The organism is Colwellia sp. SU-HH00943, assembly GCF_057546125.1.
The window spans coordinates 935,359-948,467 of sequence record NZ_BAAJLW010000001.1; the positions used below are offsets into that span (position 1 = coordinate 935,359).

Below are 13,109 nucleotides of genomic sequence, written 5' to 3' on the forward strand. Positions count from 1 at the left end.
TATCGAAAAAAAAACGCAAACACCGTTGCTTTTTCAACTTAATAAACGCAAAAAAAACAAATTAAAACCAAAAAAAAGCACATTGCAACACAGGGAAATATAAATTATTATACTTCTGACTGCATTGAATGTGCGGTCCATAACTACTGTATAAATGAAAATCCGACTAGACATTTATACAGTTCAACTAAAGTACATAGAAATTATGGAACCATAATTATGACACAAATAGAAACTGAAACCAAAAATACGATTAATATCATTACGTGCTCAACTCCCGCTGAAGCTAAAGGCGCTGCTGTTGATCTAGCTGCTGATACAGCAGGTCAAGTGATTCCGATTGTATTATTCTCACAAGGTAACAGAACCTGTGCCTCAACGGCTATCAATGTTGGCCTTGCTCTAAAGTTACTAAGTTCAGATGAAACGCCTAATAAAGCATCTCTTGAATTGGTCAAAGAGTCTAGAAATAGACCCTTGGATAAGAAACATGTAAAAAGTGTTTCAAATTATATTACTAATGCCATTAAAAATAATGAGAAATACATCCTCCCTTCAATAACCGTAAACGCATTGGGAGAACAGGTTATTTTCACTTCTGATAGACCAAACAGTAAAACTAAAGTTGGCTATATAGTTCTCAGCCTTGAGGATGACTCTTTGTGTATTGCAGATGGCCAACATCGAATAGAAGGCATTAGAGATGCTACTGAAACCAATCTCACAGCAGAAGAGTTATTAAAATTAAAAGCCGATAGCTTGTCGATTATGTTTTCTTTTGAAGATGATATAAATCAAGTACATCAAGACTTTGCTGATTGTGCAAAAACCAAAGCACTTCCAAAATCCATGTTAGCGGTATATGACCGAAGGGTTCCGGCAAATGGCCTTATTTTAGATCTACTTGAAAGCTCCCAACTTTTAAATGACGGAAGAACGGATTCAACAAGCGTATCACTGAGTAAAAAATCTAACTGTTTAGTTTTAACTAACAGTGTTAGATCTATGCTAAAGGCTTTAATTAAAGGCAACCATTCTATTTCAGATTCAACTTTTGATAAATATACTAACCAACTTTTACAAAATAAAAGTGATTACGCTAAATACCTCGCCCATACAAAAAATGTTATTGATTTATTTACTGAACATAATCCAGTTTTAAATGCTATAGCTAATTTACCGCAAGGACCGCAAAGACAAAGAATTGCTGAATATCGTTCAACTTATCTTATTGCCAATCCGTTTGGGTTATCTTTAGCATGCATTGCAATTAACAGACTACAAATGCTTTACCCACAAGAATCGCTTGAGAATTTTATCATGCGACTAATGATTGAGATAGACTGGAAAAAAACAGCTTCGACTTGGGAAGGTAATGTAATTACTCGTCGCAATATGAATGGTGTTGAAACCTTAGCCATTAATAGTCAAAACAAGCCAACCGAAAATGCTGTTTTGGCTATTGGGGAGTCACTAGGCTTCGCTTTTGAAAGACATGTAATTATTGACAGCGAGGAGGGATAAGATGCCTTCTATTTTACTTTCTAAATGCCCTCAGTGTGGTGTTTCCGTTGAAGGTGATTTAAAAGCTATTGAAAGCGTTTTTGGATTTCGAAAAATGAAAAACGGTAAGACAATAAGCCAATCCTACTGTCGAAGTTGTAGGAAAAAACATCTATCCATAAGCCGTTTAGGTAAATGATTTTCTGGGCGCAACTATTGCGCCCTTATTCTTTAAAGGTAATCAAGTTGAAAAAAAACATACTTTTATCAATTCAACCACGAATTATTGAGGAAATAATAGAAGGCAGTAAAACGTTCGAGTTTAGAAAAAAACTACCTGATATAAACTCAGAACAAATTAGCTCAACGATAGTTATCTACCGTTCATCGCCTGTGATGGCGATTTTTGGAAGCTTTAAAGTAGGTAGATACTTTCATTCCGACTTTGAAACTCTGATGTCTGACGTAAAAGCCACGTCGGAATATAAGGCTAGAATTGAAAAATATTTTAAGGATAAATCTAGCTGTCACGCCATGGAAATAACGGATCTAAATATATATAAAAATCCAATTCCTTTATCAGAATTAAGAAGTAAATTTCCCGGTTTCGTGCCCGGTCAAAGTTATAGGTATCTCGATGAAAAAGTTGCCAGTTTAATCATCGAGAAAAACGGATGCCTTTAGTAGGCCGTTATAAAAAATAATTATTAACTCTGCTATAAAACACTTCCACACGTGGGGCAAATGTACTCTTCAGAATCCAATAGCTTATTTAGTCTTTCATTGAACTGACAATTATCTCCATGTGTCCAAGAGAATTTTTTGCGCAGATTCAAAGGATATTCGGCATTAATAAGCTCCGCAGAAAATTTATCTTTAATTCTTTGCAGTCTCACTTCTTCAGAAAAGTTAACTAGGCCATCTCTATTTTTAACCTCAAACGCTTTATTGTATAAACCTTTAAAATCATCGTCTTGGTTTAGTTCATCTATAGCGTCGATTATTTTTTTAGCGCATTGGAATTATCAGTTAAGAATGACCAATATTCATTACCAACAAATACATCTTTTTTAGTTAAAGGAGAAATACGCCCACCAAAATCGTTCCACCATGCAGCATCATCATTTTCATTAGCAGAATTATATGGAAAGACTAACATTGCTTTAATGTTATTAGCGTCGTAGCCATTCATGTATTTATAAAAAGCAGTCCATAAAATCACAGTTTCATTAAATGAATTGCCACTGTTAGCATTTACTTGGACAGTTTTGATATCAAAAAGGTAATATGTACCCCCTTTTTTAAGTATTACATCTGCGCCTTTTCCTTTTATCATTGCCTCTGACTTGCAGGTTTGCTTCATACCTAAACCAAACGTCTTATTTAAATCGTCCTTAAATGTATCAAGTTCGCCGCCATTACTTTCTCTATCAGCCTTTATATCATTTATTAACCTTTTTAAATTATCAGGCAAAGTAGCTGGCTTAACTAGCGAACTATTTTTGATTATTGAAATCTTATTAGCCTCTGCTAATTTTATAGACAGCTTCTCCCAGAATGTACCTAAGCTTGTTTGCAACCCAGTCATGGTAGAAGTGATACGCCTTTCCTGAGGAAAAAAACGATCTAAAACTATATGCTTAGTTTCTTTTTGAGCAGATTTAAAATAATTGTAAAAGCTCTCTTGTAAAAGTCCCTTTGTTATTTCTTTTATTTGACTATCAGTAATCATTCATTTATCCAACTAACATCTTTTCAAAAATTTGAGATTTAATTAACTCTAGTCTTGGTAATGCTACTTCCATTATTTCACTTGAAACATCTCTTAAATTCTGAGTTCCATCTGGAATATTTAAATTCTCAGTTTCTAAGTACTCATATAGTCGAGACAGGTTTTCTCGGTCGCCTGTAACTAACTTGTATACTTCTGAACCCCAAACCTTATAAAGTCTATCATGTCTTTTGGGAGCGGCTTTTCCTTGCCCACTTCGCCAAAAATCACAACCAAATTTTTGTTTTACGCCCGGAACGATATAAGCCCAATAACCTTTAGCTTCAGGGTAAGCTTCCAAAACACTAATCAGCTTTTCTTGTACTTTCTTTAATGAATCTCCGTTACATGTATTGTGTTTGTTCTTAAGTTCAATAAATATAGTGCTATCTTCATTCCTAAGGTCTATTTGTGTTTTGTCACCGATACCTAAATCAACCCACCCCTCAACAGAACCCAAAATGAGCTGATGAAATTCCCCTATTTTCTGCTCAAAAGTTTTATAGAGCTGACGACTAATTTCCGCTTCTAGCCATTTATCTTCGCCATAGAGTGACATCCCAAATTTCATTGCAAATGGATCTATAGAATTTGAAAAGAGTTTGGATCCAAAAATATCATCATTTTCAAATGATTGGATAATCGCATTCTTATCATTTTGTAAGTTACCTAATGCGCTTGTAACGTGGTTAATAGCTTTGTCTAAATTTAAATCACTTATAAAGGGCAGTTTTGACATTACTTTTCTCCATAAGCTTTTAAAAAGTTAGTATTAAATAATTGTGAATCAACAACTTTTTGTGGTTCCAGCACAACGTTAAATTTCTCTTGTATTATCTCATTTACAATCGAAGGTAGGTTTTCATATAACTCTTTCAAAGCGTTGTCTTCACCTGTTAACTTCGCATAAAACGATTTTCCGTCAATTACTCGAATATCCTCACGCTTTGGAAGCTTCTTTTTTGCTTGGTTATCTGAAGGGGTAAAAGGTGCATCATAAGACTTAGCACCTTTAGGTAGAACTTCAACGTAGTAGCCAGTATAGCCACCGCCTAGCTCATCAATTTTCTGTGCTAAATCTCGGTAAATTTGGACTTTATGATTACCTTTAGTCGTATTATGTTTATTTTTTACCTCAGCAATAATTTTTTTGTCTTCGCAAACAATATCTACAAGGTTACCAACAGGAAGGCTTTCAACCCCTTCAATAGAGCCCATAATATCTTCATGTAACGAGCCAATTGCATTTTGTTTAGTCTTTTGAACTTGCCTTTCTTTTTCCTGCTTAAGCCAATCATCCATGCTAATACCTTGCATCAATGCGTCAATTGATGCAGAAAAACAATCAAGCGTATTTCTATATAAATCTAAATCGGATGTTTGAGCTTCGTACATTCTGATAACACTATTTTCTATAGCTTGCTTTAAATTTTCTCTATTAAAAGAATCCATTTTAACTCCTTGAGATCAAAAGAAATCATTATTGATCAGGCCATACCAGATGTGAATTTATTTAAAAAATAATTAGAAAATTGCTGGACCTAGGGGAAAGTTGTCTGTATACTTGATCAGTAGTTTAGGAGTTAAATAGTTCAAGTGAATCAAATGTTAGATATTATCGAGCCAGAACAAAGACATAATTTCTTTAGCCTAGAAGTATTGGCTGATGTACTTTCTTTATCTAAGCGCTCTATTGAATCAAAGATTAAAAAGGGTGAAATCACCCCATGTTCAAAAACTGGCTTAATTGAAAAGGCTCAGGTTATTCATCACCCTGCTGTGAAAAGTATTGATGAATCAAAATGGAAAACAGAGCTTAAAATAAAGCCTAACCGCCCTTATAATTTAGTTGAGTTATTCGCTGGTGGTGGCGGATTAGCTCTAGGTATGGAAGAAGCAGGCTTTAACAGCGTACTTCTCAATGAGCTAGATAAACATGCCTGTAATACTCTTACAACAAACCGACCTGATTGGAATGTAGTGCCCGGTGATATATCTAAGATAGATTTTAAAAAGGAAGTAAAAGAAGACATTGATGTACTTACCGGTGGATTCCCATGCCAAGCATTTTCATATGCTGGGAAGAGTTTAGGTTTTGAGGACACTAGAGGGACGTTGTTTTTTGAAATGGCAAGAGCAATTAAAGAATTACAGCCTAAAGTGTTTCTTGCTGAAAATGTTCGAGCGCTTCTGACTCATGACAATGGAAAAACCCTTGAGACTATTAAAGAAATTGTTACTGAAGAACTGGGATATGTACTAATTGAACCCAAAGTATTAAAGGCTATTTTTTATAAAGTACCTCAAAAAAGAGAACGATTAATTATTGTTGGCATCCGAAAAGATCTTATAGATGGTATTGCACCAGAAGAGTTATTTAAATGGCCTTCACCATATAGTCGAGTAATGACCTTGCAAGATGCTTTCTATGAAGGTGAGTTATTTGACAATGATGTGCCTAAATCAGAAGGTCAAAAATATCCTAAGCGTAAAGCAGAAATTATGGCCGAGGTCCCTCAAGGCGGTTATTGGCGAAATCTTAGTGATGATTTGCAACGTGAGTATATGCAAGGTAGCTATTTCCTTGGTGGGGGCAAAACAGGTATGGCACGAAGATTATCTTTAAATGAACCCAGTTTAACTCTCACAACATCCCCTGCTCAAAAACAAACGGAAAGATGCCACCCTCTTGAAACTAGGCCTTTACAGATAAGGGAATATGCACGCATCCAAACATTTCCTGACAATTGGGAGTTTCAAGGACCTCAATCAGCAGTATATCGTCAAATAGGGAATGCTGTGCCTGTTAATATGGCAGCAGCATTAGGTCGCTCTTTAATTAGGCTTCTAAACAAACTAGAGTCAAGATAACTCTAGTTCACCAAGATGCCGTTCTTTAACTTTAGATAAAGCTTTCTCATCGATATATTCGACTGCTAAAGCTTTATCAGCATCTCTTTCCATTAACCTACTTAAAGCAGCGATTTTTTCTTGCTCTGATAACGTACCATTATTCTGATTCCCAATTTCAGCTTCACTAACAAATACCTTGCAATCGTCAGTATGCCTAGAACATGCAACATAACTATTGGCTCTGTCCATGCCATTGGTATAGTACACAAAAGTATCACCTTTGATAGTTAACCCTTGTGCTGAATAGACAGGCTGAACTTCCCATAGTTTACTAGACACCAAAATAAAAACCATAAATGAAGTCTAATGAATAACAATGACAACTACGATACACCTAAGTAGCTGTTAACTGCTGATTTTAATATCGAATGGTTGCGAGTAAAAACCTACTCAATATTCTGGATCTGCTCACGCATTTGCTCAATCAGTACTTTTAGCTCCACCGCGCTGGCAGTGACGTCGGTATTGATAGATTTAGAGCCTAGAGTATTCGCTTCACGGTTGAATTCTTGCATCATGAAGTCTAAGCGACGCCCTTGTGCGCCTCCTTTTTTGAGGATTTTTTTTGTTTCACTAACGTGACTATGAAGACGATCTAGCTCTTCGGCTACATCCATTTTTTGAGCTAATAATACTAACTCTTGTTCAACACGTGTTGAGTCTAAATCAATGCTTGCATCAGCGAATTTATCGACGATACGTTGTCGCTGCCATTCAATGACTTCTGGCATATACGCTTGCACTTTATCGGCTTCAAGGCTGATAGCATCTAAACGTTGTTCTATCATAGCTTTTAGGTTTTCGCCTTCGCTAGCACGTGCTTTGATAAAATCCTTTAATGCGCTATCAAAACCCGTTAATAATTGTGCTTGAATAACAGACATGTCTTCTTCTGCGGCTTCCATGACACCTGGCCAACGCATCACCTCTAATGGGTTTACTTGGCTATTGAGGGTTTGTTCATTAACCCAATTGGCATGTTTAATTAGTTGTAATGCTAATTTCTCATTGAGCGTTAAATCACTTTTTGCATTTGGGCTTGGATTAAAGCGTAAGTGACATTCAACTTTACCTCGGTTTAGTTGCTTGCGAAAACGCTCTCGTAATACAGGTTCAATACCTCGAAATTGCTCGGGTAAACGGAAATAAGTTTCTAAAAAACGTTGATTAACACTACGTATTTCCCAAACTGCATTTCCCCAGTCACCTTTTATTTCAAAACGAGAAAATGCTGTCATGCTGTGGATCATATGAGAATTCCAAAATCACTAATTAATAAATAAGTGATGATTATACCCAAGCGTGCTTTAAATGCGAAGTTGACAATCAAAAGACTTCGCATTTAGTACAAACTTTATCAACCACTACTTATGGATTAATCCGAAAAGGTCAATTCACCAAAATTTGCATCAAAGTCAACACACCAAACACTAAGCCCCGTTAAGTCATCTAATGTTTTGCCATCTGGAAGTTTTAAGCTAAGTACGCCATTGTCGTATACTTGACCATTAATTTGACCGCTGATAGCAAAGGCGTCATTACCAGCATACTGGTGATCTATAGCTGCATAGATGTGTACATCTGGGCCACCACCATCATAATAAAATTCGGTAATTTCAATGGTACAGTCATCAACAATAGTCGCTTTTCCTGAAACGTTATGGGCAATCGTACTGAAATAACCTGTTTGACCCACTTTAGCATGTGTCATTTCACAGCTACTCATTTCTTGATCTCTTAAGGTTTGTTCAAAATGATAAATAGCTTCATCAGCAGAAATAAGTTGAAGATTTAACGCGCCACTCATGGCGATTAAGTCTGCCACTTTATCTTCAAAATCTACATCAGAAAAGTCGATCGTTAATGCGCTAGCTAAATTATGCGCAGTATCAGATATCTCTATACCATTACTGGCATCTCCATCTACATCTAAGCTTTGTAATAGCCTAAGCATGTTAACCACTTCAGTGGTACTAGTGTCATCGGTATCAAAAAGCGTTAATGGCGTGATTACTAACGAGGCAGTGACGGCAGGAAATGTTATATTGCCAATAGAAAAAGTTATTTCTTCGTCTAACTGATACGTGAACTCACCTTGTTCATTAGTTACACCTGAACCACTATCAGTTGAATAATTTAGGTTTTCAACCGGTGAATCTAAAAACACGCCTGTATAGGTTTCAGGAGTTACCTCTTCTTCAGGAGAGCTGCTATCTCCCGGTGCCTCTTCACTACCTGAGCCACCACCGCCACAGGCGATCAAAAACATAGGTATTAAAATATATAATAGTTTTCTAATCTTCATAGGTACTCCTAGTGTCACTGAAGTGATTATATGTTGTTTGTTTTCCATTGTGCTTTGAGATGATCTGCCACGCGAAAAGCGTTGGCATAAATGGTGAAAGTATATGGCACACTGCCACCTGTTGGCATAAATGAGCCGTCTGTCACGTAAAGGTTATCAACCTCATGTGCCTGACAATATTTATTCAAAACGGAAGTGTTCGGATCATCACCAAACCGGCACCCTCCAGCCATTAAGTTTGTTGCTGGATAACCACTAACAGATGAGTGAATATTTTTAGCGCCTAATGCTACCATTAGCTTTTCAGCTTTTTCAGCCAAGTAAGCACCTACTTCCAAATCATGATTGTGATAACCAATACGTACTTTCGCTACAGGGTCTCCCCATTGATCTGTTACGCCCTTATCTAAAGCAACAAAACAATCATCAGTAGGAAGCCAATCATTAAATACTTCAAAGCGTAAGGTTTTATAACTGGTAAACTCTTGTTTGATACTCGCTTTTAATGCTTCGCCCCACAGTAATTTATCATTCCCCTGATCATCAATGCCCCACTGCGTACCTCTTGCTCTGGCAATAGGGTTTTGATGAAATAAAAAATCAATCGTGCCACCTTTTGCTTGCCCGTTAGAATTAGCGCCATTAAAGGTTTTATCGTCAATTTGATACCAGTCTTGTAGTGCTCTATTTACAAAGGGGCCAACCTGTTTTAAATCACTCACTTGTTGTTCAGTTAAGTCATTAAAATAAAAGTCGCCACTGCCAGTACCTCCACCACTAAATAGTAAGTTTTTACCCACTTGACCGTTATTATTTGCTAAGCCCTGTGGAAACTTTTTCCCTGTAGAGGCAAGTAAAAGTCTTGAGGTTTCTACAGCCTGACAAGCTACAACATAAATTTTGGCTGTCACTTTTTGCTTTTTGCCAATGCGGTCATAGTAGTGAATACCACTAATTTCACCTTGGTCATCGGTAGCAATTTTATATACTTTAGCATTAGCTCGAATAGTGCAATTGCCGCTGGCAACGGCGTGGTTTAATAAAGCGGCTCTACCGCTACCTTTCGCGCCAGAAGAGCAACCATAGCTACTACAGTAGCCCGAATATTCACAGCTTCGACGCCCCATGGCAGGTTGTGATAAAACCGCTCTAGGCACAGGAATGGCATGATAACCAATTTTATCTGCCGCTTTATCTATCCATGAAGATATGGGTGTTTCGGCCACAGGAGGATATGGAAAGTCACTAGATCTTGGCTCTTGATGAGGGTGATCAACTACACACCCAGACACACCTACTTCACGCTCAACCTGTGCATAATACGGTTCTAATTCATCATAGCTTATTGGCCAATCTTCAATATTAGCGCCTTCTATCTCACCAAACTCAGTTTTCAAGCGAAAGTCGACAGGTTTTAAGCGATGAAAATAACCGCTCATAAAGTTAGAAGAACCGCCTACAACCGAGCCATTCCACCACGACCAACCTGAGTCGCTGGTTTTCTCCCCTTGCCAAAAGCTATTACCATCACTATCTTCATATTCTTCTTCAATCACATGTTGTTCATCAGTCAACTTGGGGTTGTATGCATCGTGAATACTAATGGCAAGTTCATCTTTGAAGAATTCTTTTTCAGTTAGCCATGGTCCTTTTTCTAGTACTAACACTTTCGCGCCAGCTTTAGCCAAGGTATAAGCTACAGGAGAGGCGCCAGCGCCACTACCAACAATACAAATATCAAAATCCACCTTCTTTAACTCACTCATGCTTTAGGTCACTCATGCTTTTCTGCTTTTTTTGATGGTTACTTTGCTGCTTTCAACAACATTGACCGCTATATGACTGTTCGCCTGAGCTCTCGTAGGCAGTTCAAAATAACGTTGACCTTTATCTGGCAGAGGAAAACCAGCTTGATGCTCAAGCCATTGCCAACCAACCCCTTGAGGATTACCGCCATAAGCTGGTGGTGTTAACATGGCTTCAAAAATATAATGCAGTAGAGTGTTTAGCCAATTATTGCCTGCACGAGATGTACTTATTTTGCGTAATAATATTTCTTTTTCAGGTAGGGACAACTCACTGAATGTGCTTTTATACTCACTGTTGGCAAAGTTATTTAACCAACCAACACCTTTTAAAATGAAATCTTTTTCATCTTGCTCAGTCGGTTGTACTGTCATAACTTGATACAAATAAGCTAAGGCATTGATATCAACAGCGCTTGGGCTACCTTTATCTGTAGGTGATTTAGGTAATAAATGTTTTAGCGTAGCATCAAGCGTTAACCAAGGGTCTTTTTTTACCTGCTCATTAAGTACTACTTGCTGACTAGTAGACCATGAAAATGTAGAAACCAAACTTAACACGCCAGCACCCGCTGCCGATTTTAACAAACCGCGCTTAGAGATTTCAGGGTTGAGCACCTTCTCTTTTAGCCAAGTTGGCGTTTGATAATGTTTATCAAAAAAAGATTTCAATTAAAAATACCTTACAATTGTGTAAGTGGCTTTTGCTGCCACTTTTCAAGAAAAGCTAACCAGTATTCTTTTGAGTAGTTGTTGTCATCAAGCAATTCCGCGGTATCTTTAGATAACAGCATTTTGCCTGATGAAGCCGAAACATACATATGGGGATAACCAAGTACAGGAGGCAGGCCTTTCATAAAGTCCTCATTTTCGTTGCTATCACTAACATTCACTTTTAATAGCACATATTTACTGTGTAACGATTGATAAACCTCAGGGTTATTGAGTAAAAAAGCATCCATCTTATGACACCATGTGCACCAGTTACCGCCAATTTCTATCAAAACATGTCGATTGGTTTCCTTCGCTAATGCCAAAGCCGCCTTTGCATCTTGAAAAGGGTCTCGAGTATCATCGTATACTTTGCTGTATTCAGGTAACTCTTCGGGTAAATGTACTTTCAAAGCTGTGGCATTAACTTCGCCAACATATAAGAAAAAGACATTTATCATCACTATCAAAACCAATTTCATTAAAACTCTCATATGCTTTTTTACGATTAATTTTTATCTTACCGACAAGATGACCTTTATTGTGCCAACTATATTTCAAAAAAAGTGTTGAAGCATTATAATAGCGACAATTATTTTTGAGATCTCACCAAGTAGGAATACACCATGCGTCCAAGCGGCAGAACATTAGGGCAAATACGCCCAGTAACCATTACTCGTCAATTTACAGCTCATGCTGAAGGCTCTGTGCTTATTGAATTTGGTGATACTAAAGTCATTTGTACAGCGTCTGTTGAAGAAGGTGTTCCGCGCTTTTTGAAAGGCCAAGGTAAAGGTTGGGTAACAGCTGAATATGGCATGTTGCCTCGCTCTACGCATACTCGCATGCGCCGTGAAGCTGCTGCTGGCAAACAAAGCGGCAGAACTTTAGAAATTTCACGATTAATTGCACGAGCTTTACGTGCAGCTGTGGATTTGAAAGCATTAGGTGAAAATACTATTTCTGTAGATTGTGATGTCATTCAAGCCGATGGCGGTACACGTACTGCTTCAATTACTGGTGCTTGTGTCGCCTTAGTAGATGCACTTAATTACATGCGCACCAAAGAGATCATTAAAACTAACCCACTTAAGCATATGATTGCAGCGATTTCTGTGGGTGTTTATAAGGGTGAACCTGTTGCAGATTTAGATTACGCAGAAGATTCGAATGCTGAAACGGATATGAATGTTGTGATGACAGACACTGGAAAGCTCATCGAGGTACAAGGTACCGCTGAAGAAGAGCCATTTAGCTTTGAAGAGATGCAAGCCATGATGCAACTATCAAAAGATGCCATCAATGAGTTATTCGATCACCAAAAAGCAGCATTAAGCTAATCTAGTAAAAACTTGGAGAAAGAAATGAAAGATTATCAACGCGAATTCATTGAATTTGCTTTATCAAAACAAGTTTTACGCTTTGGTGAGTTTACTTTAAAGTCAGGTCGTACAAGTCCATATTTCTTTAATGCTGGATTATTCAAAACAGGTGGCGATTTAGCCCGTTTAGGGCGTTTTTACGCTGCCGCATTAGTGGATGCCAATATTGATTTTGATTTAGTGTTTGGCCCAGCTTACAAGGGTATTCCTATTGCCACCACCACAACAGTCGCACTTTTTGATCAACACCAACTTGATGTGCCCTACTGCTTTAATCGAAAAGAAGCTAAAACGCATGGTGAGGGTGGTAGCTTAGTGGGTGCAGAGCTAAGCGGAAAAGTGATGTTAGTAGATGATGTTATTACCGCTGGCACCGCAATCCGTGAGTCGATGGAAATTATTAAAGCCCATAATGCTGAACTTTCAGGGGTTTTAATCGCACTTGATCGCCAAGAAAAAGGTCAAGGTGAATTATCAGCCATTCAAGAAGTTGAGCGTGATTTTGCCACTCGAGTTATCTCTATTGTGACGTTAAAAGATGTAGTCACCTATTTAGAAGAACAAGTTGCAAACGAGCAAGGCGATGTAGCAGAGCTAAGTGCAAGCCTAGCCAGTATTAACCAATACCGACAAGACTACGGTATTTAGACAATATAATCGTTTTACGATTGTAAAAAAGCCTGCATTGTTGCAGGCTTTTTTAATGTGTATTTACCTTA

14 protein-coding genes are annotated in these 13,109 nt (G+C 37.7%); 5 read left to right on the forward strand and 9 right to left on the reverse strand.

The features are described from left to right. The first annotated feature begins 219 nt into the window (after positions 1–219). Positions 220–1,524: a DNA sulfur modification protein DndB gene (locus AC27GZ_RS04045; RefSeq protein WP_487093589.1), complete on the forward strand. Its 1,305-nt coding sequence runs from the start codon at positions 220–222 to the stop codon at positions 1,522–1,524. Positions 1,525–1,749: 225 nt separating this feature from the next. Beyond that, on the forward strand, positions 1,750–2,187 hold the full coding sequence (locus AC27GZ_RS04050) for an ASCH domain-containing protein (protein ID WP_487093590.1): 438 nt from the start codon (positions 1,750–1,752) through the stop codon (positions 2,185–2,187). Between the two features lie 316 nt (positions 2,188–2,503). Here the strand turns inward: AC27GZ_RS04050 and AC27GZ_RS04055 are convergent, their stop codons facing one another. From AC27GZ_RS04055 to AC27GZ_RS04065, 3 genes are read right to left on the reverse strand one after another with little or no spacing between them, the layout of a single operon-like run. After that, positions 2,504–3,235 (reverse strand): TdeIII family type II restriction endonuclease, encoded by a 732-nt coding sequence (locus AC27GZ_RS04055; protein WP_487093591.1) that lies wholly within the window; start codon positions 3,233–3,235, stop codon positions 2,504–2,506. Positions 3,236–3,239: 4 nt separating this feature from the next. After that, positions 3,240–4,013, reverse strand: a complete 774-nt coding sequence (locus AC27GZ_RS04060) for an Eco47II family restriction endonuclease (RefSeq protein ID WP_487093592.1) — start codon at positions 4,011–4,013, stop codon at positions 3,240–3,242. Further along, positions 4,013–4,726 carry an Eco47II family restriction endonuclease gene (locus AC27GZ_RS04065; protein ID WP_487093593.1) on the reverse strand — a complete coding sequence of 238 codons (714 nt, stop codon included), beginning with the start codon at positions 4,724–4,726 and terminating at the stop codon, positions 4,013–4,015. Before AC27GZ_RS04065 ends, AC27GZ_RS04060 begins: the two co-directional genes overlap by 1 nt. 153 nt (positions 4,727–4,879) lie before the next feature. Here AC27GZ_RS04065 and AC27GZ_RS04070 point away from each other — a divergent pair, with 153 nt between their 5' ends. Then, positions 4,880–6,145: a DNA cytosine methyltransferase gene (locus AC27GZ_RS04070; protein ID WP_487093594.1), complete on the forward strand. Its 1,266-nt coding sequence runs from the start codon at positions 4,880–4,882 to the stop codon at positions 6,143–6,145. Here the strand turns inward: AC27GZ_RS04070 and AC27GZ_RS04075 are convergent. From AC27GZ_RS04075 to AC27GZ_RS04100, 6 genes are all read right to left on the reverse strand, one after another. Next, entirely contained in the window at positions 6,137–6,466 is a 330-nt protein-coding gene (locus AC27GZ_RS04075; RefSeq protein ID WP_487093595.1) for a hypothetical protein, read from the reverse strand. The two genes, AC27GZ_RS04070 and AC27GZ_RS04075, sit on opposite strands and share 9 nt — an antisense overlap. A 107-nt stretch (positions 6,467–6,573) precedes the next feature. Beyond that, positions 6,574–7,437 (reverse strand): YicC/YloC family endoribonuclease, encoded by an 864-nt coding sequence (locus tag AC27GZ_RS04080; RefSeq protein WP_487093596.1) that lies wholly within the window; start codon positions 7,435–7,437, stop codon positions 6,574–6,576. Positions 7,438–7,562: 125 nt separating this feature from the next. After that, entirely contained in the window at positions 7,563–8,492 is a 930-nt protein-coding gene (locus AC27GZ_RS04085; protein WP_487093597.1) for a DM13 domain-containing protein, read from the reverse strand. Between the two features lie 26 nt (positions 8,493–8,518). Beyond that, complete coding sequence (locus AC27GZ_RS04090; RefSeq protein ID WP_487093598.1) at positions 8,519–10,258, reverse strand: GMC family oxidoreductase; 1,740 nt, start codon at positions 10,256–10,258, stop codon at positions 8,519–8,521. A 12-nt stretch (positions 10,259–10,270) separates the two neighbouring features. Then, a complete protein-coding gene (locus tag AC27GZ_RS04095; RefSeq protein WP_487093599.1) occupies positions 10,271–10,969 on the reverse strand; it encodes a gluconate 2-dehydrogenase subunit 3 family protein in 699 nt (232 codons plus the stop codon). Between the two features lie 11 nt (positions 10,970–10,980). Beyond that, the gene (locus AC27GZ_RS04100; RefSeq protein WP_487093600.1) at positions 10,981–11,490 is read right to left on the reverse strand and encodes a thioredoxin family protein; all 510 of its coding nucleotides are present in this window, start codon (positions 11,488–11,490) and stop codon (positions 10,981–10,983) included. Positions 11,491–11,634: 144 nt separating this feature from the next. Here AC27GZ_RS04100 and rph point away from each other — a divergent pair, with 144 nt between their 5' ends. Beyond that, a complete protein-coding gene (gene rph, locus AC27GZ_RS04105; RefSeq protein ID WP_487093601.1) occupies positions 11,635–12,348 on the forward strand; it encodes a ribonuclease PH in 714 nt (237 codons plus the stop codon). 24 nt (positions 12,349–12,372) lie between these two features. Beyond that, positions 12,373–13,038, forward strand: a complete 666-nt coding sequence (pyrE, locus tag AC27GZ_RS04110) for an orotate phosphoribosyltransferase (protein WP_487093602.1) — start codon at positions 12,373–12,375, stop codon at positions 13,036–13,038. Positions 13,039–13,109 lie beyond the last annotated feature (71 nt).

What these genes read in the sequence shown, in the direction of transcription:
- AC27GZ_RS04045 (WP_487093589.1), top strand. Translation starts at nt 220, where the DNA reads ATGACACAAATAGAAACTGAAACCAAAAATACGATTAATATCATTACG.
- AC27GZ_RS04085 (WP_487093597.1), bottom strand. Translation starts at nt 8,492, where the DNA reads ATGAAGATTAGAAAACTATTATATATTTTAATACCTATGTTTTTGATC.
- AC27GZ_RS04060 (WP_487093592.1), bottom strand. Translation starts at nt 4,013, where the DNA reads ATGTCAAAACTGCCCTTTATAAGTGATTTAAATTTAGACAAAGCTATT.
- AC27GZ_RS04080 (WP_487093596.1), bottom strand. Translation starts at nt 7,437, where the DNA reads ATGATCCACAGCATGACAGCATTTTCTCGTTTTGAAATAAAAGGTGAC.
- AC27GZ_RS04090 (WP_487093598.1), bottom strand. Translation starts at nt 10,258, where the DNA reads ATGAGTGAGTTAAAGAAGGTGGATTTTGATATTTGTATTGTTGGTAGT.
- AC27GZ_RS04055 (WP_487093591.1), bottom strand. Translation starts at nt 3,235, where the DNA reads ATGATTACTGATAGTCAAATAAAAGAAATAACAAAGGGACTTTTACAA.
- pyrE (WP_487093602.1), top strand. Translation starts at nt 12,373, where the DNA reads ATGAAAGATTATCAACGCGAATTCATTGAATTTGCTTTATCAAAACAA.
- AC27GZ_RS04070 (WP_487093594.1), top strand. Translation starts at nt 4,880, where the DNA reads ATGTTAGATATTATCGAGCCAGAACAAAGACATAATTTCTTTAGCCTA.
- AC27GZ_RS04065 (WP_487093593.1), bottom strand. Translation starts at nt 4,726, where the DNA reads ATGGATTCTTTTAATAGAGAAAATTTAAAGCAAGCTATAGAAAATAGT.
- rph (WP_487093601.1), top strand. Translation starts at nt 11,635, where the DNA reads ATGCGTCCAAGCGGCAGAACATTAGGGCAAATACGCCCAGTAACCATT.
- AC27GZ_RS04100 (WP_487093600.1), bottom strand. Translation starts at nt 11,490, where the DNA reads ATGAAATTGGTTTTGATAGTGATGATAAATGTCTTTTTCTTATATGTT.